This window comes from Pseudomonas sp. 2822-17 (genome assembly GCF_002742485.1).
In the GTDB taxonomy this organism is placed as follows: domain Bacteria; phylum Pseudomonadota; class Gammaproteobacteria; order Pseudomonadales; family Pseudomonadaceae; genus Aquipseudomonas; species Aquipseudomonas cyclaminis.
Genome location: NZ_LJRZ01000421.1, coordinates 130,725 through 157,383 on the forward strand (window position 1 = coordinate 130,725; position 26,659 = coordinate 157,383).

Below are 26,659 nucleotides of genomic sequence, written 5' to 3' on the forward strand. Positions count from 1 at the left end.
CATGATGATCAGTACCCCACCCGAATCCCAGGACAGCCCGCACACTGATGCGACGGGTGGGCGTGCGCATTTTCTGCAGGTGTTTCTGTCCCAGCGTTCGCAGATGGAAGCCTTGGTGAGCCGCCGCGTCGGCTGCCGCGCCACGGCGGCTGACCTGGTGCAGGACCTGTTCCTGCGCTTCTGGCGCCGGCCGCTGGTGCAGGTCGAAGAGCTCAGCACCTACCTGCTGCGCTGCGCCGGCAATATCGCCATCGACCATCTGCGCAGCGAAGGCGCACGGGTGCGCAGCAGCGAAGGCTGGTTGCCCGAGCAGCAGGATAACCAGGGCTGCGAACCCCAGGCCGCGCTGGAGGCGGGCAACGATCTGCGCCATGTCGAAGCGGCCTTGCGCAGCCTGACCGAACGCACGCGGCAGATTTTCCTGCTCAACCGCATCCATGGCCGCAAATACGCGGAAATCGCAAAGGCCATGGGGTTGTCCCAAAGTGCCGTGGAAAAACATATGATGCGTGCCCTCGAAGCCTGCAAGGCCAGCCTTCGCGACCCATTGCCTCCACGCACGCCAGGGAAAGCACCGTGAACGTCACCCCCACGCCCGACCAGCAACACGCCGCGCTGGCCTGGCTGAGCCTGTTGCACGATCAGCCGAGCAGCGGCGACCAGTCGACGTTCAGCCACTGGCTGCGCGCCGACCCGGCACACGTCGAGGCCTACGCCCAGGCCCAGGTGCTGTGGGAGTTGAGCGAAGTGCCCGCACGCAAACTCGCCGACGAAGACGCCCTGGCGTTGCAGGGCTATCTCAACGCGATGAACACCTCCAAACGTTCGCGTGTAGTGCGCTGGTCCGGCGCCCTGGCCATGGCTGCTTGCCTGCTGTTGATGGTGTCCATGGGCGCCGGTTGGCAGCCGTCTCGTTGGATCGACGACATTGGCGCTGATTACGTGACCGCGCCGGGGGAGGTGAAGACCATCACCCTGGTCGATCAATCCAAAGTCACCCTCGACGCCGACAGCGCGATTGCCGTGGATTTCAGCCAGGGCGAGCGGCATATCCAGTTGCGGCGTGGTGCCGGTTTTTTCAGCGTGACCCACACCGGCGAATCCTTTGTGGTGGAGGCGGGCAGCGGTGAAGCGCGGGTGCTTGGCACGCAATTCGAAGTGCGCCTGCAACCGGCGGGGGCGCAAGTGACGGTGTTGTCGGGGCGCGTCGGTTTGACCCCGTCGAAACAGGGTCCGCAGCAGATTTTGACGGCCGGCCAGCAAGTGGCCTACGCCGATGGCATTGCCGAGCCGATGCATGGTGTGGACAGCGAATCCCGCCTGGCCTGGCGCGACGGCTGGCTCAATTACTACAAGGCGCCGCTGGCCGATGTAGTGAAGGATCTGGGGCGTTACTACCCCGGCCGCATCCTGTTGCTCAACGAAGAGCTGGGCGCCAAACGCGTCAGTGGCAGCTTCCCGAGCAAAGACCCGCAGACAGTACTGAATGCGTTGCAGGCGGTGCTGGGGTTTGAGCAGCACAGCCTGTTGGGGCGGGTGATCGTGGTGCGCTGATTATTTCAGCGCGGCCATGATCGCGTCGGGATTGAAATCCCGGATCAACGTCCCATTCACCTGCACAAACGGAATCCCACCGCCGCCCAACGCCTCATACGCCTTGCGCGCCTGGGCGTCCTTCTCGATGTCGAACGCCTGGTACGGAATGCCTTTCTGATCCAGAAAGCGGCGGATCTGCTTGCAGTAACCACACCACTCGGTGGCATAGAGCACCACCCGCGCCGAGGTGCGGACCTGCTCTGAAACCACCTGCGAAGGGTTGAAGAGACGCTCGATCTTGCCCCAGTTCTGGATCACTACAACCACCAGCAACACCAGCAGGACTTTTTTAAGGACCCCGCCGAGCATCAGTTACGGCGCTTGAGCTGGTCGGTCAGTTGGGTGGGCAGACCCTTGATGATCAAGGTGCCGGCGGCCTCGTCGTATTCGATCTTGTCGCCCAGCAGGTGCGCTTCAAAGCTGATGGACAAACCCTCGGCGCGCCCGGTGAAACGGCGGAACTGGTTGAGGGTGCGCTTATCGGCCGGGATTTCCGGCGACAGGCCGTAGTCCTTGTTGCGGATATGGTCGTAGAACGCTTTTGGCCGATCTTCATCGATAAGGCCCGACAATTCTTCCAGGCCCATGGGCTCGCCGAGCTTGGCCTGGCTGCTGGCGTAGTCCACCAAGGTCTTGGTTTTTTCGCGGGCGGACTCGTCCGGCAGGTCTTCGCTTTCGACGAAGTCACTGAAGGCCTTGAGCAGCGTGCGGGTTTCGCCCGGGCCGTCGACGCCCTCCTGGCAGCCAATAAAATCGCGGAAGTACTCCGAGACCTTTTTGCCGTTCTTGCCTTTGATAAACGAGATGTACTGCTTGGACTGCTTGTTGTTCTGCCACTCGGAGACGTTGATGCGCGCCGCCAGGTGCAGTTGGCCCAGGTCCAGGTGACGCGACGGGGTCACGTCCAGTTCGTCGGTCACCGCCACGCCTTCGCTGTGGTGCAGCAGGGCGATGGCGAGGTAATCGGTCATGCCTTGCTGGTAGTGGGCGAACAGCACGTGGCCGCCGGTGGAGAGGTTGGACTCTTCCATCAGCTTTTGCAGGTGCTCGACGGCGGTGCGGCTGAAGGTGGTGAAATCCTGGCCACCCTCGAAATATTCCTTCAACCAGCCGCTGAACGGGTGCGCGCCGGACTCGGCATGGAAGAAACCCCAGGCCTTGCCCTGTTTGGCGTTGTAGCTCTCGTTGAGGTCGGCAAGCATGTTCTCGATGGCAGCGGATTCGGACAGCTCCGAGTCGCGGGCGTGGAGAACTGCGGGCGTGCCGTCGGGTTTTTTGTCGATCAGGTGGACGATGCAATGACGGATCGGCATGGGCTTCTCGGCTGGTTGAAGGGGAGCGGTTGGCCTCCCCGAAAAGTCGCCCAGTGTACCGCACCCATTGGTCAAGACACGCCTCGAAGGCGGTTTTGACCGCCGTCTGACATTGCATATGCCTTTTTTTCACGGTTTAGAGCGATAAAGCTGACCAAATGGGTAGGTAGAGGCGGATATTTCCCCGTCTCTGTGCTAGTTTTGCCCCGTCTTACGCCAAGTCTCGGCGTTAAGCGTGCATTCAGCATCTGTCAGGTCGAACCAATCCCCGTTTCAAGCATCTATAACCCCGTTCTCCGAGGTTATAAGCCTGGGGTGCCAGACCTAGACGGTCGGGCTCGACGGCTGACACTGCACTCTGCAATCCATATGAATTTGATAGGGAAGGAACACCACAATGGCTATTACTAAAGACCAACTGATCGCTGACCTGGCTGAATCTGTAGACGCACCGAAAACTACCGTGCGCGCTCTGCTGGACCAACTGAGCCAAGTTGTTGCTGATCAGCTGGAAAACGGCGGCGAAATCACTCTGCCAGGCGTTGGCAAACTGAAAGTGACTGAGCGTCCAGCCCGTACTGGCCGTAACCCTTCGACTGGCGCTGCCATCGAAATCGCTGCCAAGAAAGTTATCAAGCTGGTTGTGGCCAAAGGCCTGACCGACGCTGTTAACAAGTAAGACGCAGCAAAAAAAACCGCGCTCCGGAGTGATCCGGGCGCGGTTTTTTGTTGCCTGCGATTTAGTCGCGGACCCAGCGCTGGCGCCAGATCTGCTGCTCGTTCTTGGTCTGGAAGGTCCAGGCCACGAAGCGGCTTTGCTTCTGGCCCTGGGACATTTCCACTACCTGGCTTTCCAGCACGCCGGCTTTTTTCAGGGCTGTTTCAATCGCGGGCAAGTTCGACGCTTTTGACACCAAGGTGCTGAACCACAGCACTTTATGAGCAAAATTCGCGCTTTCGGCGATCAACTGCGTCACAAAACGCGCTTCACCACCTTCACACCACAACTCGGCCGACTGGCCACCGAAGTTCAGCACCGGCAATTTGCGCTTGGGATCCGCCTTGCCCAGGGCGCGCCACTTGCGTTCGCTGCCTTTGGTGGCTTCGTCCATGGACGCATGGAACGGCGGGTTGCACATGGTCAGGTCAAAACGCTCGCCCGGCTCCAGCAGGCCTAGCAGGATGTGCTTGGGATTTGCTTGCTGGCGCAACTGGATGACCTTGCTCAGGTCGTTGGACTGCACGATGGCCTTGGCCGCCGCGACGGCGATAGGGTCAACCTCGGAGCCGAGGAAGTTCCAGCGGTATTCCATGTAGCCAATCAGCGGGTAGACGCAGTTGGCGCCCATGCCGATGTCCAGCACCTTGACGATGGAACCACGGGGAATCTTGCCGTCGTTGACGCTGGCCAGCAGGTCGGCGAGGAAGTGCACGTAGTCGGCACGCCCCGGCACCGGCGGGCACAGGTAGTCCTGCGGGATATCCCAATGCTGGATGCCATAGAACGACTTGAGCAGCGCCCGGTTGAACACCCGCACCGCATCCGGGCTGGCGAAGTCGATGCTTTCCTTGCCGTAAGGATTGAGGATCACGAATTTCGCCAGTTCCGGCGTGGTCTTGATCAGCGCCGGGAAGTCGTAACGGCCTGTGTGGCGGTTGCGCGGGGGCAGGGGGGCCTCCTTGCGCGGCGCGACGGGTTTGGCCGTGGCGGCGGTTTTAGGCTTTTTGCGTGGAGGCTTGGGCGTGCTGGGGGTGGTCATGATGATTCTGGTGTTGGCTCAAAGTGGCGGCCATTGTCACACATTCCCGAGGATAACTCGGTCAAATGTGGGAGGGGGCTTGCCCCCGATGGCGGTGTACCCGCCAATTTGTAGGTTGCTGACACACTGCTATCGGGGGCAAGCCCCTCCCAAATGGGGTGTATTGCCAGCCTGGCACCGGGGAATTTCGGGCAAAAAAAAGAGACCCGAAGGTCTCTTTTTTCACACGGTTCAAGCCTTACAGGCTGGAAATCCGCGCATGTTGCTCCGCCAGCTTGCCCAAAGCCTGTTCCGCTTCAGCCAGTTTGGCGCGTTCTTTGTCGATCACTTCAGCCGGCGCCTTGTCGACGAAAGCCGCGTTGGACAGCTTGCCGCCCACTCGCTGCACTTCGCCTTGCAGGCGCGCAATTTCCTTGTCGAGGCGGGCCAGTTCGGCGCCCTTGTCGATCAAGCCGGCCATTGGCACCAGCACTTCCATCTCGCCGACCAGTGCGGTGGCGGACAGCGGTGCTTCGGCGCCGTCAGCCAATACGGTGATCGATTCCAGCTTCGCCAGCTTCTTGAGCAGCGCGTCGTTCTCGCTGAGGCGACGCTGATCTTCGGCACTGGCGTTCTTCACGAACACGGCCAATGGCTTGCCCGGCCCGATGTTCATCTCGGCGCGGATGTTGCGTGTGCCAAGCATCAGTGTCTTGAGCCATTCGATATCGCTTTCGGCGGCTTCATCGATGCGTGCTTCGTTGGCCACAGGCCAAGGCTGCAGCATGATGGTCTTGCCTTCGATACCGGCCAGCGGCGCGAGGCGCTGCCAGATTTCTTCGGTGATGAACGGCATGAACGGATGCGCCAGGCGCAGGGCCACTTCCAGCACACGCACCAGGGTGCGACGGGTGCCGCGCTGGCGTTCGACCGGCGCGTTTTCGTCCCACAGCACGGGCTTGGACAGTTCCAGGTACCAGTCGCAATACTGGTTCCAGATGAACTCGTACAAGGCCTGGGCCGCCAGGTCGAAACGGAACTGGTCGAGCTGGCGGGTTACTTCGGCTTCGGTGCGTTGCAGCTGCGAGATGATCCAGCGGTCAGCCAGGCTCAGCTCGTAGGCTTCGCCGTTCTGGCCGCAGTCTTCGCCTTTATCCAGCACGTAGCGCGCGGCGTTCCAGATCTTGTTGCAGAAGTTGCGATAGCCTTCGACGCGGCCCATGTCGAACTTGATGTCACGACCGGTGGACGCCAGCGAGCAGAAGGTGAAACGCAGGGCGTCGGTGCCGTAGCTGGCGATACCGTCGGCGAACTCGTCGCGGGTCTGCTTCTCGATCTTCTTCGCCAGTTTCGGCTGCATCAGGCCCGAGGTGCGCTTTTGCACCAGGGTTTCCAGGTCGATGCCGTCGATGATGTCCAGTGGGTCCAGGACGTTGCCCTTGGACTTGGACATCTTCTGGCCCTGGCCATCACGTACCAGGCCATGCACGTAGACGGTCTTGAACGGAACCTGCGGCGTGCCGTCCTCGTTCTTCACCAAATGCATGGTCAGCATGATCATCCGGGCAACCCAGAAGAAAATGATGTCGAAACCGGTGACCAAGACGTCGGTGGAGTGGAATTTCTTGAGGAATTCGGTCTGCTGCGGCCAGCCCAGGGTGGAGAACGTCCACAGGCCCGAGCTGAACCAGGTGTCCAGAACATCGTTGTCCTGTTGCAGCGCTACGTCCGGGCCGAGGTTGTGCTTGGCACGTACTTCGGCTTCGTCGCGGCCTACATAGACCTTGCCCGACTCGTCGTACCAGGCCGGAATGCGGTGGCCCCACCACAGTTGACGGCTGATGCACCAATCCTGGATGTCACGCATCCACGAGAAGTACATGTTTTCGTACTGTTTGGGCACGAACTGGATACGCCCATCTTCCACGGCGGCGATGGCAGGTTCAGCCAGCGGCTTGGTGGACACGTACCACTGGTCGGTCAGCCACGGCTCGATCACGGTGCCGGAACGGTCGCCTTTCGGCACTTTCAGGCCGTGGTCGTCAACGCTCACCAGCAGGCCGGCCGTGTCGAACGCGGCCACGATCTGCTTGCGTGCTTCAAAACGGTCGAGGCCGGCGTATTCAGCCGGGATCTTGCCGTCGATGCTGTCGTTCAGCGTGCCATCCAGGTTGAACACCTGGCAGGCCGGCAGTACGGCGGCATTCTTGTCGAAGATGTTCAGCAGCGGCAGGTTGTGGCGCTTGCCGACTTCGTAGTCGTTGAAATCGTGGGCCGGGGTGATTTTCACGCAGCCGGTGCCGAATTCAGGGTCGCAGTAGTCGTCCGCGATGATCGGGATGCGACGGCCAACCAATGGCAGGTCAACAAACTTGCCGATCAGTGCCTGGTAGCGTTCGTCGTTCGGGTTAACCGCGACAGCGGCGTCGCCAAGCATGGTTTCCGGACGGGTGGTGGCGACGATCAGGTAGTCGTTGCCTTCAGCGGTCTTGGCGCCGTCGGCCAGCGGGTACTTGAGGTTCCACAGGAAGCCTTTTTCGTCGTGGTTTTCCACTTCGAGGTCGGAAATCGCCGTGTGCAACTTGGTGTCCCAGTTGACCAGGCGCTTGCCGCGGTAGATCAGGCCGTCTTCATGCAGGCGCACAAAGGCTTCTTTCACGGACTCGGACAGGCCGTCATCCATGGTGAAGCGCTCGCGGCTCCAGTCGACGGACGAACCCAGGCGGCGGATCTGACGGCTGATATTGCCACCGGACTGGTCTTTCCATTCCCAGATTTTTTCCAGGAATTTCTCACGACCCAGGTCGTGGCGGCTCTGGCCGGTGGCTTCGAGTTGACGCTCGACCAGCATCTGGGTGGCGATACCCGCGTGGTCGGTGCCTGGTTGCCACAGGGTATTGCGGCCCTGCATGCGGCGGAAACGGATCAACGCATCCATGATCGCATTGTTGAAGCCATGGCCCATGTGCAGGCTGCCAGTGACGTTCGGTGGCGGAATCATGATGGTGTAGGACTCGCCCGCACCTTGCGGAGCGAAATAGTTCTCGGACTCCCAGGTGTTGTACCAGGAAGTTTCAATAGCGTGCGGCTGGTAGGTCTTATCCATGCGCGGCGGGACCCTAGTTGGCATTTATTCAGGAAAGCCGGCAAGTATAACGGGGGATAGGGCGCAGGGCGAGGCGAAGACGGGCTTGAGGTGTATGGGGAAAAATGTGGGAGGGGGCTTGCCCCCTCCCACATTGGATCTATGTGTGGCTTAGGACTGGTATTGGCTGAGCAACCGCTCCATGCGCGCATCCATCCGGCGCTTGATCTCGGTTTCGATGTGCGGGGCAAAGTCGTCGATCACGTCTTGCATGATCAATTGCGCGGCGGCGCGCAGTTCGTTGTCCAGGTGCAGCAGCAGGGCGTCAGGCGTTTTCTCGGCGGCGGCCGCAACGGGTGCAGCGGCTACGACGGGCGGTTCGACCGGGGCCGGGGTGGGTTTGCCGCCCACCATGTCAAATAGCAATGGAATCTGTACCTCGCCGTCGACCGATTCGGTCAGCAGCGGCGGTTGCAAGCCATCATCACCCAGCAACTGACGGATCGACTCAAGGTCATCCAGCAGGTGGTCATCTTTTTTTACAGGGTTGGAAGTGTCCATCGTGTGCTCAAAGTCGTTGTAGCCGGTGATCTTGCAAAGGATAGCCCTGTTCGCGGTAGAAACGGAAACTCTCCCGCGCGGCCTGACGAATAGCCGGATCTTCCACCACCACTTCCGCCACACGGGCGAACGCCTTGGCGAAGGGCGGTACTTTAAGGTCCAGGTTGACCAGCAGGTCATGGTGATCGCCGCAGCTGTCGCCCAAACCCAGTACTACCAGGCCTTCGGGTTCGGATTCGGCAGGGCCATGGGGTACGAAGCTTTCACCCTTGAAGCGCCACAGGCGGGCGTCGAGTTCGTCGCGTTGGGCGCTATCGCTGCAATGCAGGTAGATGCGGTGGCCCATGCGCCAGGCTTTTTCGGTGAGTTTGCAGGCAAAGTCCAGGCGCGCGAGCGGGTCGGCGCTGGGCAATATATAGAAGTCGACTTGGGTCATTGCGGTTCCTGAGGCCGGGGCGGTGTGAGGGCCGCCCCGGCATCTTCAGTTTCAGGCCTTGGCGCGATCCAGCAGGTATTGGGTCAGCAGTGGTACCGGGCGGCCAGTGGCGCCCTTGTCCTTGCCGCCGCTGGTCCACGCGGTGCCGGCGATGTCCAGGTGCGCCCAGTTGAAGTTCTTGGCAAAGCGCGACAGGAAGCAGGCCGCCGTGATCGTGCCGGCTTTCGGGCCGCCGATGTTGGCGATGTCGGCGAACGGGCTGTCCAGCTGTTCCTGGTACTCATCGAACAGCGGCAGTTGCCAGGCGCGGTCGTCGGCAGCCTTGCCGGCGCTGAGCAGTTGCTCGATCAATTCGTCGCTATTGCCCAGCAGGCCCGATGTGTGGGAGCCCAGGGCAACAATGCACGCACCGGTCAGGGTGGCGATGTCGATCACTGCTTGCGGCTTGAAGCGCTCGGCGTAGGTCAGGGCGTCACACAGCACCAGGCGGCCTTCGGCGTCGGTGTTGAGGATCTCGACGGTCTGGCCGCTCATGGTGGTGACGATGTCACCTGGGCGTGCAGCGCCGCCGCTCGGCATGTTCTCGGCGCAGGCCAGGATGCACACCAGGTTGATCGGCAGCTTGAGTTCCAACACGGCACGCAGGGTGCCGAACACGCTCGCGGCGCCGCCCATGTCGTACTTCATCTCATCCATGCCGGCGCCCGGCTTGAGGCTGATGCCGCCGGTGTCGAACGTGATGCCTTTGCCGACCAGGGCGTAAGGCTTCTCGGACTTCTTGCCGCCGTTGTACTGCATCACGATCAGGCGGGGTGGCTGGTCGCTGCCCTGGCCCACGGCATAGAACGAGCCCATGCCCAGTTCCTTGATCTTTTTCTCGTCCAGCACTTCGACTTTCAGGCCCTTGAACTCTTTGCCCAATGCCTTGGCCTGCTCGCCCAGGAAGGTTGGGTGGCAGATATTCGGCGGCAGGTTGCCCAGGTCGCGGGTAAACGACATACCGTTGGCAATTGCGGTGGCGTGGGTCACGGCGCGCTGGACTTCAGCCTGCGCGGCCTTGATGGTCAGCAGGGTGATTTTCTTCAGGGCGCGGGGTTCGGCTTTCTGACTCTTGAACTGGTCGAAGATATAGCCGCCGTCCACCAGGGTTTCGGCCAGCAGGCGGGTCTTGCCGTAGCTGTCGCGGCCTTTGACCACGATTTCGTCGAGGGCCAGTGTGGCGTCGCCACCCCCCAGGCCCTTGAGGGTGCCGAGGATGCTGCTGATGATCTTGCGGAAAGGGCGGTCGCCCAATTCGGTATCCTTGCCCACGCCGACCAGCAATACGCGGTCGGCCTTGAGGTTAGGCAGGCTCTGCAGCAGCAGGCTCTGGCCGACTTTGCCGGCCAGGTCGCCGCGCTTGAGCACTGCGCTGATGGCGCCGCCGCTGAGTTCGTCGAGTTGCTTGGCGGCCACGCCGAGCTTGCGGCCTTCGCCAATGGCGACCACGAGGGTGGCGGTTTTCAACGTTTCGGGGCTAACGCTTTTTACAACCAATTCCATTTTCGGGTCCCTTATAAAGGTCTGAGAGCCTGGGTTCTGTCTCCAGGCTTTAAAGCGTGGCAGTTACGTAAACCGCCAGCGACAAAGGCCGCAGTTTGAACCTCGCCGACGGAGCCTGACAACCCTTGGCGCACGCTTTGTAGGTGTGCGTGAGGTTGCGCAGTGACAGGCGCGGTCAATCACAGGATAATGCGCCATCTTTTTAGCCGGCCCTGTGTAAGGGGCTGACTCGGTATGCTGCTTGTTTGGCCGCCTTAGCCTGACAACCCTGGAGTGTCTGGTTTGATTGTCTTCCGTTATCTGTCCCGCGAAGTCCTGTTGACCCTGAGTGCCGTGAGTGCGGTCCTGCTGGTCATCATCATGAGTGGTCGTTTCGTCAAATACCTGGCCCAGGCTGCTTCCGGCGCCCTGGATCCAGGTTCGTTGTTCCTGATCATGGGCTTTCGCCTGCCAGGGTTCCTGCAACTGATCCTGCCACTGGGCCTGTTCCTCGGGATCCTGCTGGCCTACGGCCGCCTGTACCTCGAAAGCGAAATGACCGTGCTCTCGGCCACCGGCATGAGCCAGCAGCGCCTGCTCGGCATGACCATGATCCCGGCCGCGGGCGTCGCGTTGATCGTCGCCTGGCTGAGCCTGAGCCTGGCCCCCCAGGGCGCCATGCAGTTCCAGCTGGTGCTGAACAAGCAGGACGCGATGACCGAGTTCGACACCCTCGAACCGGGCCGCTTCCAGGCACTCAATGACGGCACGCGGGTCACCTACACCGAAACCATGACCGAAGACCGCGCCAACCTGGGCGGGGTATTCATCTCCGAGAAACGCCTGGGCCAGGACAAGAAAGACCGGGGTATCTCGGTGCTGGTCGCCGAGTCAGGTCGCCAGGACATACGGCCGGACGGCAGCCGCTACCTGATCCTGGAAAACGGCTATCGCTATGACGGCAGCCCTGGCCAGGCCGATTACCGGGCTATCAAGTACGACACCTACGGCGTGTTGCTCGCCCGTCCGGATGTCAGCGACGAGGTGACCGACCGCGACGCCATTCCTACGACGGAGCTGCTCGGTAGCCAGGAGCTGCGCTCCATCGCCGAGCTGCAATGGCGTATTTCCCTGCCTTTGCTGGTGTTTATCGTGACCCTGATGGCCGTGCCGCTGTCTCGCGTCAACCCGCGCCAGGGCCGCTTCCTCAAGCTGTTGCCGGCGATCCTGCTGTACATGGCTTACCTCACCATCCTGATTTCCGCCCGCGGCTCCCTGGAGAAAGGCAAGCTGTCGCCGACCCTGGGGTTGTGGTGGGTGCATGGGATCTTCCTGGTGATCGGCCTGGGCCTGCTGTACTGGGAGCCTATCCGTTTGAAAATGTTGAGCCGTCGTGGCCAGAAGGAGTTGGCTCGTGGCTAAGCTCGATCGCTATATAGGTAGCAGCGTCCTGATCGCCATCCTGGCGGTACTGGGCATCATCCTCGGGCTGGCCTCGTTGTTCGCCTTCATCGATGAAGTGGGCAACGTCAGCGACACCTACACCGTGTGGGATGTGCTGAGTTACGTGGCACTTACCGCGCCGCGTCGTCTCTACGACATGATGCCGATGGCCGCGCTGATCGGCTGCCTGATCGGCCTGGGCAGCCTGGCCAGCAACAGCGAACTGACGATCATGCGTGCCGCCGGGGTGTCCATCGGTCGTATCGTCTGGGCGGTGATGAAGCCCATGCTGCTGCTGATGCTGTGCAGCGTACTGATCGGTGAATACGTCGCACCGCCGGCTGAAACCACTGCCCAGGCCAATCGCGCCCTGGCCCAGGGTTCGGGCGATGCACAAAGCGCCAAGCATGGCCTGTGGCACCGCCAGGGTGATGAGTTCATCCACATCAACGCCGTGCAGCCGGGCGGCCTGTTGATCGGTGTGACGCGCTACACCTTCGATAAAGAACGCCACATGCTGTCGTCCAGCTTCGCCAAACGTGCACAGTACAGCGGCGAAAAATGGCAACTGACGGATATCACCACTACGCACTTTCGCAATGTCGGCCAAGGCACCAAGGCCAGCACCGAAGTGATCAATGTGCCAAGTGAAGAGTGGGACATTGCACTTAAACCGCAATTGCTCAATACCGTGGTGATGATCCCCGAAAGCCTGCCGATCTCCGGGTTGTGGAGTTACATCCACTACCTGAAGGAGCAAGGGCTGAACAACGGCCGCTACTGGCTGGCGTTTTGGGTCAAGGTGTTGCAGCCGGTGGTGACTGCCGCGCTGGTGTTGATGGCGATCTCGTTCATCTTCGGTCCATTGCGCTCCGTGACCCTGGGTCAGCGTGTATTTACCGGTGTGCTGGTGGGCTTTACCTTCCGGATTGCCCAGGATCTGCTCGGTCCGTCGAGCCTGGTGTTCGGTTTCTCGCCGCTGTTTGCGGTGCTGGTGCCGACCGCCATCTGCGCCCTGGCCGGGTTCTGGCTGCTGCGCCGAGCCGGTTGATACCGCGCTTATGCACAAAAAATGCCCCGCTCGAATGAGTGGGGCATTTTTGTTCTGGTCAGCAAAGATGACGTCTGGCTGAAGCTTCAGGTACAATTCCCGGCTATTTTTCAGCGGGCAATCTGCCTGCAGCCTTTTTGAGTGTTGATCCGTGAGTGATTTGAGTCATATCCGCAATTTCTCCATCATCGCCCACATTGACCATGGTAAGTCGACGCTGGCCGATCGATTCATCCAGATGTGCGGCGGCCTTGCCGAGCGTGAAATGGAAGCCCAGGTACTGGACTCCATGGACCTCGAACGCGAGCGCGGGATCACCATCAAGGCCCACAGCGTTACCCTGTACTACACCGCCAAAGACGGTATCAAGTACCAACTGAACTTCATCGACACCCCGGGCCACGTTGACTTTACCTACGAAGTCAGCCGCTCCCTGGCGGCCTGCGAAGGTGCGCTGCTGGTGGTGGACGCGGGCCAGGGCGTTGAAGCCCAGTCCGTGGCCAACTGCTACACCGCCATCGAGCAAGGCCTGGAAGTCATGCCGGTGCTGAACAAGATCGACCTGCCGCAGGCCGATCCGGACCGGGTAAAAGAAGAAATCGAAAAAATCATCGGCATTGACGCCACCGACGCCGTCGAGTGCAGCGCCAAGACCGGCCTGGGCGTCGACGAAGTGCTCGAACGCCTGGTCAAGACCATCCCCGCCCCCACCGGCAACTACGAAGATCCGCTGCAAGCGTTGATCATCGACTCCTGGTTCGACAACTACCTGGGGGTTGTCTCCCTGGTACGTGTGCGCCACGGCCGTGTGAAGAAGGGCGACAAGATCCTGGTCAAGTCCACCGGCAAGATCCACCTGGTGGACAGCGTCGGTGTATTCAACCCGAAACACACCGCCACCACTGATCTGAAAGCCGGTGAAGTAGGCTTCATCATCGCCGGTATCAAGGACATTCACGGTGCACCGGTCGGTGACACCCTGACCTTGAGCTCCACCCCTGACGTTGACGTGCTGCCGGGCTTCAAACGCATCCAGCCGCAGGTTTACGCCGGTCTGTTCCCGGTCAGTTCCGATGACTTCGAAGACTTCCGCGAAGCCCTGCAGAAGCTGACCCTCAACGACTCGTCGTTGCAGTACACCCCGGAAAGCTCCGACGCCCTGGGCTTCGGCTTCCGTTGCGGCTTCCTCGGCATGCTGCACATGGAAATCATCCAGGAGCGCCTTGAGCGCGAATACGACCTGGACCTGATCACCACCGCGCCAACGGTTATTTTTGAACTGTTGTTGAAAACCGGTGAAACGATTTACGTCGACAACCCGTCCAAGCTCCCAGACCTGTCTTCCATCGAAGACATGCGCGAGCCGATCGTGCGCGCCAATATCCTTGTGCCGCAGGAACACCTGGGCAACGTCATTACCCTGTGTATCGAAAAGCGTGGCGTGCAGCACGACATGTTGTTCCTCGGTACCCAGGTGCAAGTGACCTACGATTTGCCGATGAACGAAGTGGTCCTGGACTTCTTCGACCGTCTCAAATCCACCAGTCGCGGCTATGCTTCCCTGGATTACCATTTCGACCGGTACCAATCGGCGAATCTGGTGAAACTGGATGTGTTGATCAACGGCGACAAGGTCGATGCCCTGGCACTCATCGTGCACAAGGACAACGCGCACTACAAAGGTCGCCAACTGACCGAGAAGATGAAAGAACTGATTCCGCGCCAGATGTTCGACGTCGCGATCCAGGCCGCCATTGGCGGGCAGATCATTGCACGGACCTCTGTCAAGGCTCTCAGAAAGAACGTACTGGCCAAATGCTACGGCGGCGACGTAAGCCGTAAGCGCAAGCTGCTTGAGAAGCAAAAGGCCGGTAAAAAACGCATGAAGCAAGTGGGCAACGTGGAAATTCCACAAGAAGCCTTCCTTGCGGTGCTCAGGTTGGATAGTTAGGTCCTATGTCGCTAAATTTCCCGCTGTTGCTGGTCATCGCCGTTGCCGTTTGCGGTCTCCTGGCGTTGCTCGATCTGGTGTTCTTCGCCCCGCGTCGGCGGGCGGCTATCGCGTCCTATCAGGGCAGCGTCAGCCAGCCCGATGGCGTGGTGATCGAGAAACTGAACAAAGAGCCTTTGCTGGTTGAATACGGCAAGTCGTTCTTCCCGGTGTTGTTCATCGTGCTGGTGCTGCGTTCGTTCCTGGTGGAGCCGTTTCAGATCCCTTCGGGGTCGATGAAACCTACCCTGGACGTGGGCGACTTCATCCTGGTGAACAAGTTTTCCTACGGGATTCGCCTGCCGGTGATCGACAAGAAGGTCATTGAAGTCGGTGATCCGCAGCGCGGCGATGTGATGGTGTTCCGCTATCCGAGCGACCCGAACGTCAACTACATCAAGCGTGTGGTGGGCCTGCCGGGCGACGTGATTCGCTATACCAGCGACAAGCGTCTGTTGATCAATGGCGAGTCGGTGTCCGAGAAACTGCTCGGTTCCGAACCGAACAGCCTGGGCAGCGCCGAGCTGTACCAGGAAAAACTCGGTGCGGTAGAGCACGAAATCCGCAAGGAAATGAGCCGCTACCGCGCCATGCCTGACGGCGAGTGGAAAGTGCCGGCCGGGCACTATTTCATGATGGGCGACAACCGTGACAACTCCAATGACAGTCGCTACTGGGATGACCCGAGCATTCCCAAGGAGCTGCTGGGCATGGTTCCCGACCAGAATATCGTCGGCAAGGCCTTCGCGGTCTGGATGAGCTGGCCGGAACCCAAGCTCAGCCACCTGCCGAATTTCTCGCGGGTCGGGCTGATCAAGTAATACAAGCGGCGCTGTGAACACAGCGCCGACTGCTTTTCTGGGGCTTGGACAATTCCGGCTCCAGGCTGTAACCATCAGGATGTGAATTTGAACACTGCGTCAATCGTCGATGGCCGCCGGTGCCACCCACTAGATATGCAGCAACTAGGTATGGATAAACCGTGACCGTTTCGCTAAGTCGTTTAGAGCGCCAGCTCGGCTACACCTTCAAGGATCAGGAATTGATGATCCTTGCCCTCACACACCGCAGCTTTGCAGGGCGTAATAACGAGCGCCTGGAATTCCTCGGTGATGCCATTCTCAATTTCGCCGCCGGTGAGGCGCTGTTCGAACGCTTCCCCCAAGCGCGCGAAGGCCAGCTGTCGCGCTTGCGTGCGCGCCTGGTAAAAGGTGAGACCCTTGCCGTACTGGCCCGTGGTTTCGGCCTGGGTGAGTACCTGCGCCTGGGGTCCGGCGAATTGAAAAGCGGCGGCTTCCGTCGCGAGTCGATCCTGGCCGATGCCCTCGAAGCGTTGATCGGTGCGATCTACCTCGATGCAGGGATGGAAACGGCCAAGGAGCGCGTGGTCGCCTGGCTGGCTTCGGAGATTGAAAGCCTCACGCTGGTCGACACTAACAAAGATCCCAAGACCCGCCTGCAGGAATACCTGCAGTCCCGTGGTTGCGAACTGCCACGCTACGAAGTGGTGGATATCCAGGGTGAGCCCCATTGCCGCGTATTCTTCGTGGAATGTGAAATCACCTTACTGAATGAAAAAAGCCGAGGTCAGGGTGTGAGCCGTCGTATTGCCGAACAGGTAGCGGCCGCTGCAGCACTGATTGCCCTGGGCGTGGAGAATGGCCATGACTGATTCAACCGCAACACGCTGTGGCTATGTTGCCATCGTTGGCCGCCCGAACGTGGGCAAGTCCACGCTGCTCAACCACATCCTCGGCCAGAAGCTCGCGATCACCTCGCGCAAGCCACAGACCACTCGCCACAACATGCTGGGCATCAAGACCGAAGGCACCGTGCAAGCGGTCTACGTCGACACACCTGGTATGCACAAAGGCGGCGAGAAAGCCCTGAACCGCTACATGAACAAGACCGCTTCGGCGGCGTTGAAAGACGTCGACGTGGTGATCTTCGTGGTCGACCGCACCAAGTGGACTGACGAAGACCAGATGGTCCTTGAGCGTGTGCAGTACGTTACCGGGCCATTGATCGTCGCGCTGAACAAGACCGACCGCATCGAAGACAAAGCCGAGTTGATGCCACACCTGACCTGGTTGCAGGAACAACTGCCGAACGCCCAGATCATGCCGATCTCGGCCCAGCACGGTCACAACCTCGAAGCCTTGGAGCGCGTGATCGCCGGCTACCTGCCGGAGAACGAGCACTTCTTTCCGGAAGACCAGATCACCGACCGCAGCAGCCGCTTCCTCGCCGCCGAACTGGTGCGCGAGAAAATCATGCGCCAGATGGGCGCCGAGCTGCCGTACCAGATCACCGTTGAAATCGAAGAGTTCAAGCAGCAGGGCAAGACCTTGCATATCCATGCGCTGATCCTCGTCGAACGTGACGGCCAGAAGAAAATCATCATTGGTGACAAGGGCGAGCGCATCAAGCGCATCGGCACCGAAGCGCGCAAAGACATGGAATTGCTGTTCGATTCCAAGATCATGCTCAACCTGTGGGTGAAGGTGAAAGGCGGCTGGTCCGATGACGAGCGTGCACTGCGCTCCCTGGGCTACGGCGACCTGTAAGGACACGGCAGGGCAAAAAATGTGGGAGGGGGCTTGCCCCCGATAGCGGTGGGTCAGTTAATAGATAAGTGACTGAACCACCGCCATCGGGGGCAAGCCCCCTCCCACATTAGGTTTGTATTGTTTTCAAGATAGAGAACCCATGTCCCAATCCCAACCCCCCAGCCAACTCGCCTATGTCCTGCACAGCCGCGCCTATCGCGAGACCAGCGCGCTGGTAGATTTCCTCACGCCCCAAGGCCGCCTGCGTGCAGTCTTGCGCAGTGCGAGGGGCAAGGCGGGTACGTTGGCGCGGCCGTTCGTTGCGTTGGATGTGGAGTTTCGCGGCAAGGGTGAGCTGAAAAACGTCGGCCGCCTGGAAAGCGTCGGCACGTCGGCCTGGCTCAACGGCGATGCGTTGTTCAGCGGCCTCTACCTCAACGAACTGCTGATTCGTCTGCTGCCCGCCGAAGACCCGCACCCAGCGGTCTTCGATCACTACGCCGCCACGCTGTTGGCCCTGGCCGAAGGCCGTCCTCTGGAACCCCTGTTGCGTGCGTTCGAATGGCGCCTGCTGGATGACCTCGGCTACGGTTTCGACCTGCACTACGACCTGCACGGCGCGCCCATCGCCGCCGATGGCATGTACCGCCTGCAAGTCGACGCTGGCCTTGAGCGTGTCTATCTGCTGCAACCGGGCCTGTTCCAGGGCACTGAGCTGTTGGCCATGAGCGAAGCGGATTGGACGGCGCCGGGCGCCTTGTCCGCCGCCAAGCGCCTGATGCGCCAGGCCCTGGCCGTGCACCTGGGCGGACGGCCGCTGGTCAGCCGCGAGTTGTTTCGAAAGCCCTGACATCCCCGTGTATGCTGTGCACCGTTTCTTTCCCTATTCAGGAGCGCTTCCGTGACCACCAGCAATCGCATTCTTCTTGGCGTCAACATCGACCACGTCGCCACCCTGCGCCAGGCCCGGGGCACCCGTTACCCTGATCCGGTCAAGGCCGCGCTGGATGCCGAAGAAGCAGGCGCCGACGGCATCACCGTGCACCTGCGCGAAGACCGCCGCCACATCCAGGAACGCGATGTGTTGCTGCTCAAGGACGTGCTGCAAACCCGCATGAACTTCGAAATGGGCGTCACCGAAGAAATGATGCTGTTTGCCGAGCGCATCCGTCCGGCGCACATCTGCCTGGTCCCGGAAACCCGCCAGGAGCTGACCACCGAAGGCGGCCTCGACGTGGCCGGCCAGGAAGCGCGGATCAAGGCCGCTGTGGAGCGCCTGTCGAAGATCGGCAGTGAAGTGTCGCTGTTCATCGACGCCGACGAGCGCCAGATCGAAGCGTCGCGTCGCGTCGGCGCGCCGGCCATCGAACTGCACACCGGCCGTTACGCCGATGCCACCACGCCGACTGAAGTGGCGGATGAACTGCAGCGCATCATCGACGGTGTGAACTGCGGCCTCAATGAAGGCCTGATCGTCAACGCCGGTCATGGCCTGCATTACCACAACGTGGAAGCTGTTGCCGCGATCAAGGGCATCAACGAGCTGAACATCGGTCATGCGCTGGTGGCTCACGCGCTGTTCGTCGGTTTCAAAGGCGCAGTGGCCGAGATGAAGGCCCTGATCCTGGCCGCTTCCAGGACCTGAGCGAGCACACTATAAGATTCAATGGAGATCAACATGTGGGAGGGGGCTTGCCCCCGATAGCAGTGTGTCAGTCAGCCTACTCTTATCTGATGCACCGTAATCGGGGGCAAGCCCCCTCCCACATTTTTGATCTTCATCGCAGTCTACAATTCAGCTGTGCGGCAATGCGAAGCCTTACTGTTTAGCCGATGCAGGTGTATCGTATCTGCCCTTTGCAGGCCGTGCGCCTGTGGCAGATACGTGAGGTTGTTGTGTCCCGATCCTTTTCCCGTCGACAAATCCTGGGTGGTCTTGCAGGCCTGGCCGTAGTGGGCGTCGGTGCCGGTGGCGCCTACCGCTACTGGCTGGGGAAAGTCGCCGAATCCGAAGCGGGTCACGATTACGAGCTGATTGCCGCACCGTTGGACGTGGAACTGGTGCCAGGCCACAAGACCCAAGCCTGGGCGTTCGGCCCCTCGGCACCGGGTACCGAGTTGCGTGTGCGCCAAGGCGAATGGCTGCGGGTGCGCTTTATCAACCACCTGCCGGTCGCCACCACCATTCACTGGCATGGCATCCGCCTGCCGCTGGAAATGGACGGCGTGCCCTACGTCTCGCAATTGCCGGTACTGCCCGGCGAGTACTTCGACTACAAATTCCGCGTGCCCGACGCAGGCAGCTACTGGTATCACCCCCATGTGAACAGCAGCGAAGAACTCGGCCGTGGCCTGGTCGGCCCGCTGATCATCGAAGAGCGCGAACCCACCGGTTTCAAGCACGAACGCACCCTCAGCCTGAAAAGCTGGCACGTCGATGAAGAGGGCGCCTTTGTCGCCTTCAGCATCCCCCGTGAAGCGGCACGTGGCGGTACGGCTGGGCGGCTGTCGACCATCAACGGTGTGTCCCAGGCAGTGATCGACTTGCCCGCCGGGCAGATCACTCGCGTGCGCCTGCTCAATCTCGACAACACCCTGACTTACCGCATCAACATTCCCGACGTCGAAGCGCAGATCTACGCGCTGGACGGCAATCCCATCGAACCGCGCCCGCTGGGCAAGGAATACTGGCTGGGCCCGGGCATGCGCATCTGCCTGGCGATCAAGGCACCGCCTGCGGGTGAAGAATTGTCGATCCGTAATGGACCGGTGCGCCTGGGTACCTTCCGCTCGGTAGCCAACACCGATGCGCCCACCGAATGGCCGCCCGCGCTGCCGGCGAACCCGGTCGCCGAGCCGGACCTGGCCAATGCGGAAAAACTCAACTTCAATTTCGAGTGGGTCGGCTCGGTGTCGGTCAACGTCGAAAACGGCAAGCCGCCCAGCCTGTGGCAGATCAACGGCCAAGCCTGGGATATCACCGACAAGACCTGCGCCGACCGCCCGATAGCCAAGCTGGAGAAGGGCAAAAGCTACATTTTCGAATTGAAGAACATGACCCAGTACCAGCACCCGATCCACCTGCACGGCATGAGCTTCAAGGTGATCGCCTCGAACCGCCACAAGGTGATCCCGTATTTCACCGACACCTACCTGCTGGGCAAGAACGAGCGCGCCCGCGTGGCATTGGTGGCGGATAACCCGGGGGTGTGGATGTTCCACTGCCACGTGATCGACCACATGGAAACCGGCCTGATGGCCGCCATCGAGGTGGCGTGATGCGCCAGATTCGCCCCACGGCGATCATCGACCGCAGCCGCGACCAGGACTTTATGCGCGAAGCCCTGGCCCTCGCCGCCCAAGGCGCGGCACTGGGCGAAGTGCCGGTGGGCGCGGTGCTGGTGCAGGACGGCGAAATCATCGGCCGTGGTTTCAACTGCCCCATCAGCGGCAACGACCCTAGCGCTCATGCCGAAATGGTCGCCATCCGCGCCGCCGCCCAGGCCATCAGCAACTATCGGCTGGTGGGCAGCACGCTGTATGTGACGTTGGAACCGTGCAGCATGTGCGCGGGGTTGATCGTGCATTCCCGGGTGGCGCGGGTGGTGTATGGCGCGCTGGAGCCCAAGGCGGGGATTGTGCAGAGCCAGGGGCAGTTTTTTACCCAGGGCTTTTTGAATCATCGGGTGTTGTTTGAAGGTGGTGTGCTGGCCGAGGAGTGCGGCACAGTCTTGAGCGAATTCTTCAAGGCCCGCCGAGCCAAGCCGCCAATCTAAAGAACACGGATGAGCAAATGTGGGAGGAGGCTTGCCCCCTCCCACATTTTGATCTCCACTTTTTCAGAGAGATTGGGGATTATTTCCTGGCGATGATCACCGCCCGCATCGGCGCCGGCAGTCCTTCAATGGTCTTGCTGTGATCCTCAGGGTCGAGGAAGTCGCTGAGCGACTGATACTTCATCCACTCCGTACCACGCTGTTCTTCGACTGTGGTCACGCTCACATCCACACAACGCACATCGCTGAATCCTGCGCGGCGTAGCCACAACATCAGTGCTGGCACCGACGGCAGGAACCACACGTTGCGCATCTGCGCGTAGCGATCTTCCGGCACCAGCACTTGCTGTTGATCGCCTTCCACTACCAGCGTTTCCAGTACCAGCTCGCCGCCCTTGACCAGGGTGTCCTTCAACGCCAGCAAATGCTCGATGGGCGAGCGGCGGTGGTAGAACACGCCCATGGAAAACACCGTGTCGAAGCCTTCCAGGTTCGCCGGCAAATCCTCAAACGGGAATGGCAGGTGCCAGGCCTTGGGTTCGGACAGGTAGCGCTGTACCGCCTGGAACTGGCAGAAGAACAACCAGTTCGGGTCCACGCCAATTACGCTGTCGGCACCGGCACCGAGCATGCGCCACATGTAGTAACCGTTGCCGCAGCCCACATCGAGGATGCGTTTGCCCTTGAGGTCCAGGTGCGGCGCGACCCGCGACCACTTCCAGTCCGAACGCCATTCGGTGTCCACATGCACGCCGAACAGGTGAAAAGGCCCCTTGCGCCACGGGCACAGGCCTAACAATGCGGTGCGCATTTGCGCACGGGTTTCGTCGTCGCAGTCGGTGTCCAGCACCAGGTCGTTCAGCAAGTCGACGTTGCTGGGCATGATCTTCGGCAGCGCATCCAACGCACTCTGCCAGCGCTCCAGGTCGCCATGGCCTTTTTCCATTTTGCTGTCGAGCTGCGCTTGCAGCCCTTGGGCCCATACGGCCAGGGGAGTACCGACCAAATGGCGGGCGAGGGGGGACAGATCAATCATGGCAGGGCAATCAACGAGGCAAAGTTAAGACACTGGAACCACGGCACGACTTTCGAGAACCCGGCCGCCAGCAGGCGCTCACGGTGTTCTTCGAGGCTGTCGGGCTTCATGACGTTTTCGATGGCGCTGCGCTTCTGGGCGATTTCCAGTTCGCTGTAGCCGTTGGCGCGTTTGAACGCGACATGCAGATCGGTGAGCAGCGCATGTTCTTCAAGGTCATTGAAACGCAGCTTTTCCGAGAGGATCAATGCACCGCCAGGCAGCAGCGACTGACGAATACGCGACAACAAGGCCAGGCGCTCGTCGGGCGCGATAAATTGCAGGGTGAAATTCAGCGCCACCACCGAAGCCGGTTGGAACTGCAACGCGAGGATGTCGCCGTCGATCACCTCGACCGGCAGCAGCTCCTGGAACATCGAGTCCTGGCCATTGAGGTATTCGCGGCAGCGCTCGACCATCGCGGCCGAGTTATCCACAGCGATCACCCGGCAACCCTCGGTGCGCACATGGCGACGCAGGGCTTGGGTCACGGCACCCAGGGAAGAGCCCAGGTCATACAGCACGCTACCCGGTTGGGCAAATTGCGCGGCCAGCACGCCGAGGTTTTCGACGATAGTGGGGTAACCCGGCACCGAGCGCTTGATCATGTCCGGGAACACCCGCACCACATCCTCGTTAAAGGCGAAGTCCGGCACCTGGGGCAGGGGCTGGGCGAATAGGCGATCGGGTTCTTTGCTCACGGCTGTTCCGGCGACGATGGGGGAAAGGCCGGCATTTTAGCCAAGTTGGCCCTCGTGTGCGCGGGTTGTCTGATGGAATGCTGATGCGGTGATCCCCCACTGGCCAAGCCAATAAGTAGCGATCAACAAATACGGCGCCGCCTCGAATGCCACCACGAAGCGATTGATACCGATCAGTGCGTCGGAAAACACAAACGACACCGCGCCCGCCGCCGCCAACACTGCCGAGCGTTTTGGCACGTCGCTGCCCAATCGTGCCAGCGCACGCCAGAGCATGGCGCTGATCACCAAGGCGTAAACCACCACGGGTATCAGCAAGTCGCCGAGCCCATGGGAAATCAGGATGCTCAGCAGAATCGCGCCCACGCCCAGTGCGAGAGCCAATGGCAACAACGCCAAACGACGGCAATCGCTGAAGTAGGCTTTGAGGTACGCGAGGTGAGCAAACAGAAACGCGCCGAGACCAAAGATAAACAGGTCGCCCGGCCAGGCCAGCAACACATCGCCGACCAGGGAAAAAATCAGCCCCAGGCTGATCCAGCGTCGATAGTCGGTGGGCGGTGCGTCATGCAGCCAACCCAACAACGCCAATACCGGCAGCGGCTTGACCAGCAGACACAGCAACATCGCGTGGGTGCTCAAGCCGTAGATAAACGTGGCCGCGCCCATCAACGCAAGAATCAGCCAGGGCATATCAGTTCACCGTAATGGCGCAGTCGAAAGTCTCGGCCGGCTCGGCTTCCGGCTCCCAAGGTTGTTGGGAGGTGAGACGCAAACGGCCCTGGCCGGCAGTAAACGCCTGGAAGCGCCAGGTGGATTGGCCGCCACCGCCGATCACACCGGACTCCGAGCTGCTGTACACCTCAGGGCTCAGCGCTCGCAGCACCCCGCCGGCGGAATCCTGGATGGCCCAGCGGTAGCCGGTGGTGGGGTTGCTGGGCAGGGTGAGGATCAGGTTCTGCCCGGTTTTAAGCTGGAGTGGGCAGGCGCTCTGGTTGTCCACGCTGACGTTTTGCTTGGGGGCACTGGCGCATCCGGCCAGCAGGGCAAGGCTCAAGGGGAGAAACAGGCGGGCAGCGGTCATGAAGGCTCCGTTAATACACGACGAAGGGGGAGCATAACCGAAGATGAGACAAGGTGTGACAGGAGGGAAATGACAGAAGTGAGTGTGAGCTTGCTTGTTGTGGTGAGCGGGCTTGCCGCGCTGGGCTGCGCAGCGGGCCCAAAACCGAACGCCAGGTTTTGTCTGACAGCGCGCAGCGTTTTTCAGGGACGGCTTCGCCACCCAGCGCGGGGCAAGCCCGCTCACCACAGAGGCCTTCACAGACGCTAGAAGTTTGTCAGAACAGCACCTTCGCCACATCCGCAAAGCGCTTGGCAAAGTGCACCGTCATGCCTTCCTTCAGATAGTCCGGCAGCTCTTCAAAACTACCGCGATTCGGCTCCGGCAGAATCAGCTCGTGAATCTTCTGGCGCCGCGCCGCGATCACCTTCTCGCGCACCCCGCCGATCGGCAGCACATGCCCGGTCAACGTCAGTTCGCCCGTCATGGCCACGCCTTTTTTCGGCGCTTGATTGCGCGCCAGGGATAACAGCGCGCTGGCCATGGTCACCCCGGCACTCGGGCCGTCCTTCGGCGTAGCGCCTTCCGGTACGTGCAAGTGCACGAAGGCTTCGTCGAAGAACTTCGGGTCACCGCCAAACGACTTCAGGTTGGAGCTGATGTAGCTGTAGGCGATTTCGGCGGATTCTTTCATCACCTCACCCAGCTGCCCGGTGAGCTTGAAGCCGCGATTGAGCGTGTGGATACGTGTCGCCTCGATTGGCAACGTCGCGCCGCCCATGCTGGTCCAGGCCAGGCCGGTGATCACACCGGTGCCGGACAGCACTTGTTCGTTGCGGAACACCGGCATGCCGAGGGAGCTTTCCAGGTCTTTGTTGCCGATCTTGATCACCGACTTCGGCTCATCCAGCAACTTGACCACCGCCTTGCGCACCAGCTTGCCCAGTTGTTTCTCCAACTGGCGCACCCCGGCTTCGCGGGCGTAGCCGTCAATCAATGCGCGCAGGGCGCCGTCGCTGATGCTCAGGCTGTTTTTCGAGACCCCGGCTTTTTCCAGCTGTTTTGGCCACAGGTGGCGTTTGGCGATGGCGACTTTTTCTTCGGTGATGTAACCCGACAGGCGAATCACTTCCATACGGTCCAGCAACGGGCCGGGAATCGAGTCCAGGGTGTTGGCGGTGCACACGAACAGCACTTTGGACAGGTCCAGGCGCAGGTCCAGGTAGTGATCGAGGAATTCGACGTTCTGCTCCGGGTCGAGGGTTTCCAGCAGCGCCGAAGCCGGGTCGCCCTGGAAGCTCTGGCCCATCTTGTCGATCTCGTCGAGCATGATCACCGGGTTCATCACTTCCACATCCTTGAGCGCCTGCACCAGCTTGCCCGGCAGGGCGCCGATGTAGGTGCGGCGATGGCCCTTGATCTCGGCCTCGTCGCGCATGCCGCCGACGCTGAAACGATAGAACGGCCGGCCCAGGGACTCGGCGATGGATTTACCCACGCTGGTCTTGCCCACGCCCGGCGGGCCGACCAGCAGCACGATGGAACCGGCGACTTCACCTTTATAGGCGCCCACCGCGAGGAATTCGAGAATGCGGCTCTTGATGTCATCCAGGCCGGCATGGTGCTTGTCCAGCACCTTGCGCGCGTGTTTCAGGTCAAGTTTGTCCTCGCCATACACGCCCCATGGCACCGAGGTTGCCCAGTCCAGGTAATTGCGCGTCACGGCGTATTCCGGCGAGCCGGTTTCCAGGATCGACAGTTTGTTCAGTTCTTCATCTATGCGTTTTTTCGCCTGGGCCGGCAACACCTTGCCTTCCAGGCGCTGCTCGAACTGCTCCACGTCGGCGCTGCGGTCGTCCTTGGTGAGGCCCAGCTCTTGCTGGATAACCTTGAGCTGTTCCTTGAGGAAGAACTCGCGCTGGTGTTCGCCGATCTTGCGGTTCACCTCGGCGGAGAGTTCTTTTTGCAGGCGCGCCACTTCGACTTCCTTGCGCAGCATCGGCAAGACTTTTTCCATGCGCTTGAGCATCGGCACGCAGTCCAGCACTTCCTGCAGCTCATTACCTGTCGCCGAGGTGAGGGCGGCGGCGAAGTCGGTGAGGGGCGACGGGTCGTTGGGGCTGAAACGGTTGAGGTAGTTCTTCAGCTCTTCGCTGTACAGCGGGTTGAGCGGCAGCAGTTCCTTGATCGCATTGATCAGCGCCATGCCGTAGGCCTTGACCTCGTCGGTCGGCTCGGTGGGCTGGTGCGGGTATTCGACCTCCACCAGGTACGGTGGGCGGTGGTGCTTGAGCCAGGTCTTGATGCGCACGCGGGTCAAGCCCTGGGCAACGAATTGCAGCTTGCCGTTCTCGCGGCTGGCGTGGTGCACCTTCACCAGAGTGCCGTACAGCGGCAGCGCGGAGGTGTCGAAGTGACGTGGATCTTCCGGCGGCGTGTCCATGAAGAACAGGGCGAGCGAGTGGTGGTCGGATTTGCTCACCAGTTCCAGCGTCTCGGCCCACGGCTCTTCGTTGACGATCACCGGCAGCACTTGCGCCGGGAAGAAGGGCCGGTTGTGGATCGGGATGATATAGACCTTGTCCGGCAGGTTTTGCCCAGGCAGGGCCAGGCCGGTATTGGACGAAGGGGTTTCAGCGTTTTCTGGGTCGGCGTAATCGTTGAGGTCGTAATCAGGGAATTCTTGCTGGTCGCTCATGGGGCACCTGCATAAGGAAGTATGCAGGTTAGATGGGGCGGGCCAGCAGTGGTTTCAATGGT

General features: G+C 60.8%; 25 protein-coding genes. 13 read left to right on the forward strand and 12 right to left on the reverse strand.

The features are described 5' to 3' along the window. The first annotated feature begins 1 nt into the window (after position 1). Both AOA60_RS14505 and AOA60_RS14510 read left to right on the forward strand, forming a co-directional pair. On the forward strand, positions 2 to 580 hold the full coding sequence (locus AOA60_RS14505; protein WP_099584994.1) for an RNA polymerase sigma factor: 579 nt from the start codon (positions 2 to 4) through the stop codon (positions 578 to 580). Continuing rightward, complete coding sequence (locus tag AOA60_RS14510) at positions 577 to 1,554, forward strand: FecR family protein (RefSeq protein WP_099584995.1); 978 nt, start codon at positions 577 to 579, stop codon at positions 1,552 to 1,554. The genes AOA60_RS14505 and AOA60_RS14510 overlap by 4 nt, the downstream gene beginning before the upstream one ends. Here AOA60_RS14510 and AOA60_RS14515 read toward each other — a convergent pair whose 3' ends face one another. After that, positions 1,555 to 1,905 (reverse strand): glutaredoxin family protein, encoded by a 351-nt coding sequence (locus AOA60_RS14515; protein ID WP_099584996.1) that lies wholly within the window; start codon positions 1,903 to 1,905, stop codon positions 1,555 to 1,557. It abuts the gene before it with no gap. Next, positions 1,905 to 2,909: a nucleoid-associated protein YejK gene (gene yejK, locus AOA60_RS14520; protein WP_032886429.1), complete on the reverse strand. Its 1,005-nt coding sequence runs from the start codon at positions 2,907 to 2,909 to the stop codon at positions 1,905 to 1,907. The genes AOA60_RS14515 and yejK overlap by 1 nt, the downstream gene beginning before the upstream one ends. A gap of 397 nt (positions 2,910 to 3,306) precedes the next feature. On the opposite strand from yejK, the gene AOA60_RS14525 reads away from it, so the two are divergent. After that, positions 3,307 to 3,588, forward strand: coding sequence for an HU family DNA-binding protein (locus AOA60_RS14525; protein WP_099584997.1), 282 nt, complete (start codon positions 3,307 to 3,309; stop codon positions 3,586 to 3,588). A gap of 61 nt (positions 3,589 to 3,649) precedes the next feature. Here AOA60_RS14525 and rlmF read toward each other — a convergent pair whose 3' ends face one another. The 5 genes from rlmF to AOA60_RS14550 all read right to left on the reverse strand — a co-directional run bounded on the left by rlmF (position 3,650) and on the right by AOA60_RS14550 (position 10,272). Further along, a complete protein-coding gene (gene rlmF / locus AOA60_RS14530; protein WP_099584998.1) occupies positions 3,650 to 4,669 on the reverse strand; it encodes a 23S rRNA (adenine(1618)-N(6))-methyltransferase RlmF in 1,020 nt (339 codons plus the stop codon). Positions 4,670 to 4,907: 238 nt separating this feature from the next. Next, on the reverse strand, positions 4,908 to 7,754 hold the full coding sequence (locus AOA60_RS14535; RefSeq protein WP_099584999.1) for a valine--tRNA ligase: 2,847 nt from the start codon (positions 7,752 to 7,754) through the stop codon (positions 4,908 to 4,910). Positions 7,755 to 7,904: 150 nt separating this feature from the next. Continuing rightward, positions 7,905 to 8,294, reverse strand: coding sequence for a DNA polymerase III subunit chi (locus tag AOA60_RS14540; RefSeq protein WP_099585000.1), 390 nt, complete (start codon positions 8,292 to 8,294; stop codon positions 7,905 to 7,907). A gap of 7 nt (positions 8,295 to 8,301) precedes the next feature. Beyond that, positions 8,302 to 8,730 (reverse strand): DNA polymerase III subunit chi, encoded by a 429-nt coding sequence (locus tag AOA60_RS14545; RefSeq protein WP_099585001.1) that lies wholly within the window; start codon positions 8,728 to 8,730, stop codon positions 8,302 to 8,304. A gap of 51 nt (positions 8,731 to 8,781) precedes the next feature. Next, a complete protein-coding gene (locus tag AOA60_RS14550) occupies positions 8,782 to 10,272 on the reverse strand; it encodes a leucyl aminopeptidase (protein ID WP_099585002.1) in 1,491 nt (496 codons plus the stop codon). Positions 10,273 to 10,554: 282 nt separating this feature from the next. On the opposite strand from AOA60_RS14550, the gene lptF reads away from it, so the two are divergent. The 10 genes from lptF (at position 10,555) to tadA (ending at position 21,060) form a co-directional block, all read left to right on the forward strand. Next, positions 10,555 to 11,673 carry an LPS export ABC transporter permease LptF gene (gene lptF / locus AOA60_RS14555; RefSeq protein ID WP_099585003.1) on the forward strand — a complete coding sequence of 373 codons (1,119 nt, stop codon included), beginning with the start codon at positions 10,555 to 10,557 and terminating at the stop codon, positions 11,671 to 11,673. Continuing rightward, the gene (gene lptG / locus AOA60_RS14560) at positions 11,666 to 12,745 is read left to right on the forward strand and encodes an LPS export ABC transporter permease LptG (protein ID WP_099585004.1); all 1,080 of its coding nucleotides are present in this window, start codon (positions 11,666 to 11,668) and stop codon (positions 12,743 to 12,745) included. The genes lptF and lptG overlap by 8 nt, the downstream gene beginning before the upstream one ends. Before the next feature lie 151 nt (positions 12,746 to 12,896). Next, the gene (gene lepA, locus AOA60_RS14565; protein ID WP_032859966.1) at positions 12,897 to 14,696 is read left to right on the forward strand and encodes a translation elongation factor 4; all 1,800 of its coding nucleotides are present in this window, start codon (positions 12,897 to 12,899) and stop codon (positions 14,694 to 14,696) included. 5 nt (positions 14,697 to 14,701) lie between these two features. Next, the gene (gene lepB, locus AOA60_RS14570; RefSeq protein ID WP_099585005.1) at positions 14,702 to 15,556 is read left to right on the forward strand and encodes a signal peptidase I; all 855 of its coding nucleotides are present in this window, start codon (positions 14,702 to 14,704) and stop codon (positions 15,554 to 15,556) included. A gap of 161 nt (positions 15,557 to 15,717) precedes the next feature. Continuing rightward, positions 15,718 to 16,407 carry a ribonuclease III gene (gene rnc / locus AOA60_RS14575; protein WP_032886446.1) on the forward strand — a complete coding sequence of 230 codons (690 nt, stop codon included), beginning with the start codon at positions 15,718 to 15,720 and terminating at the stop codon, positions 16,405 to 16,407. Next, positions 16,400 to 17,302: a GTPase Era gene (gene era, locus AOA60_RS14580; RefSeq protein ID WP_043204836.1), complete on the forward strand. Its 903-nt coding sequence runs from the start codon at positions 16,400 to 16,402 to the stop codon at positions 17,300 to 17,302. Before rnc ends, era begins: the two co-directional genes overlap by 8 nt. A 142-nt stretch (positions 17,303 to 17,444) precedes the next feature. Beyond that, positions 17,445 to 18,134, forward strand: coding sequence for a DNA repair protein RecO (gene recO / locus AOA60_RS14585; protein ID WP_099585006.1), 690 nt, complete (start codon positions 17,445 to 17,447; stop codon positions 18,132 to 18,134). Positions 18,135 to 18,185: 51 nt separating this feature from the next. Further along, positions 18,186 to 18,929 (forward strand): pyridoxine 5'-phosphate synthase, encoded by a 744-nt coding sequence (pdxJ, locus tag AOA60_RS14590; protein ID WP_099585007.1) that lies wholly within the window; start codon positions 18,186 to 18,188, stop codon positions 18,927 to 18,929. Positions 18,930 to 19,180: 251 nt separating this feature from the next. Further along, positions 19,181 to 20,563, forward strand: a complete 1,383-nt coding sequence (locus AOA60_RS14595) for a multicopper oxidase family protein (protein ID WP_099585030.1) — start codon at positions 19,181 to 19,183, stop codon at positions 20,561 to 20,563. After that, positions 20,563 to 21,060, forward strand: a complete 498-nt coding sequence (gene tadA / locus AOA60_RS14600) for a tRNA adenosine(34) deaminase TadA (protein WP_099585008.1) — start codon at positions 20,563 to 20,565, stop codon at positions 21,058 to 21,060. The genes AOA60_RS14595 and tadA overlap by 1 nt, the downstream gene beginning before the upstream one ends. 79 nt (positions 21,061 to 21,139) lie before the next feature. On the opposite strand, the gene cmoB is transcribed toward tadA, so the two are convergent. The 5 genes from cmoB to lon all read right to left on the reverse strand — a co-directional run bounded on the left by cmoB (position 21,140) and on the right by lon (position 26,597). Beyond that, positions 21,140 to 22,096 (reverse strand): tRNA 5-methoxyuridine(34)/uridine 5-oxyacetic acid(34) synthase CmoB, encoded by a 957-nt coding sequence (cmoB, locus tag AOA60_RS14605; protein ID WP_099585009.1) that lies wholly within the window; start codon positions 22,094 to 22,096, stop codon positions 21,140 to 21,142. Continuing rightward, the gene (gene cmoA, locus AOA60_RS14610) at positions 22,093 to 22,836 is read right to left on the reverse strand and encodes a carboxy-S-adenosyl-L-methionine synthase CmoA (protein WP_099585010.1); all 744 of its coding nucleotides are present in this window, start codon (positions 22,834 to 22,836) and stop codon (positions 22,093 to 22,095) included. Before cmoA ends, cmoB begins: the two co-directional genes overlap by 4 nt. 36 nt (positions 22,837 to 22,872) lie before the next feature. Next, positions 22,873 to 23,529, reverse strand: a complete 657-nt coding sequence (locus AOA60_RS14615; protein ID WP_099585011.1) for a lysoplasmalogenase — start codon at positions 23,527 to 23,529, stop codon at positions 22,873 to 22,875. Position 23,530: 1 nt separating this feature from the next. Next, positions 23,531 to 23,920 carry a protease inhibitor I42 family protein gene (locus AOA60_RS14620; RefSeq protein ID WP_099585012.1) on the reverse strand — a complete coding sequence of 130 codons (390 nt, stop codon included), beginning with the start codon at positions 23,918 to 23,920 and terminating at the stop codon, positions 23,531 to 23,533. Between the two features lie 256 nt (positions 23,921 to 24,176). Then, entirely contained in the window at positions 24,177 to 26,597 is a 2,421-nt protein-coding gene (gene lon / locus AOA60_RS14625) for an endopeptidase La (protein WP_099585013.1), read from the reverse strand. Positions 26,598 to 26,659 lie beyond the last annotated feature (62 nt).

Coding starts and splice junctions, on each gene's coding strand:
- AOA60_RS14505 (WP_099584994.1), top strand. CDS start 2: ATGATGATCAGTACCCCACCCGAATCCCAGGACAGCCCGCACACTGAT.
- AOA60_RS14515 (WP_099584996.1), bottom strand. CDS start 1,905: ATGCTCGGCGGGGTCCTTAAAAAAGTCCTGCTGGTGTTGCTGGTGGTT.
- yejK (WP_032886429.1), bottom strand. CDS start 2,909: ATGCCGATCCGTCATTGCATCGTCCACCTGATCGACAAAAAACCCGAC.
- AOA60_RS14525 (WP_099584997.1), top strand. CDS start 3,307: ATGGCTATTACTAAAGACCAACTGATCGCTGACCTGGCTGAATCTGTA.
- rlmF (WP_099584998.1), bottom strand. CDS start 4,669: ATGACCACCCCCAGCACGCCCAAGCCTCCACGCAAAAAGCCTAAAACC.
- AOA60_RS14535 (WP_099584999.1), bottom strand. CDS start 7,754: ATGGATAAGACCTACCAGCCGCACGCTATTGAAACTTCCTGGTACAAC.
- AOA60_RS14540 (WP_099585000.1), bottom strand. CDS start 8,294: ATGGACACTTCCAACCCTGTAAAAAAAGATGACCACCTGCTGGATGAC.
- AOA60_RS14545 (WP_099585001.1), bottom strand. CDS start 8,730: ATGACCCAAGTCGACTTCTATATATTGCCCAGCGCCGACCCGCTCGCG.
- AOA60_RS14550 (WP_099585002.1), bottom strand. CDS start 10,272: ATGGAATTGGTTGTAAAAAGCGTTAGCCCCGAAACGTTGAAAACCGCC.
- lepB (WP_099585005.1), top strand. CDS start 14,702: ATGTCGCTAAATTTCCCGCTGTTGCTGGTCATCGCCGTTGCCGTTTGC.
- era (WP_043204836.1), top strand. CDS start 16,400: ATGACTGATTCAACCGCAACACGCTGTGGCTATGTTGCCATCGTTGGC.
- recO (WP_099585006.1), top strand. CDS start 17,445: ATGTCCCAATCCCAACCCCCCAGCCAACTCGCCTATGTCCTGCACAGC.
- tadA (WP_099585008.1), top strand. CDS start 20,563: ATGCGCCAGATTCGCCCCACGGCGATCATCGACCGCAGCCGCGACCAG.
- cmoB (WP_099585009.1), bottom strand. CDS start 22,096: ATGATTGATCTGTCCCCCCTCGCCCGCCATTTGGTCGGTACTCCCCTG.
- AOA60_RS14615 (WP_099585011.1), bottom strand. CDS start 23,529: ATGCCCTGGCTGATTCTTGCGTTGATGGGCGCGGCCACGTTTATCTAC.
- AOA60_RS14620 (WP_099585012.1), bottom strand. CDS start 23,920: ATGACCGCTGCCCGCCTGTTTCTCCCCTTGAGCCTTGCCCTGCTGGCC.
- lon (WP_099585013.1), bottom strand. CDS start 26,597: ATGAGCGACCAGCAAGAATTCCCTGATTACGACCTCAACGATTACGCC.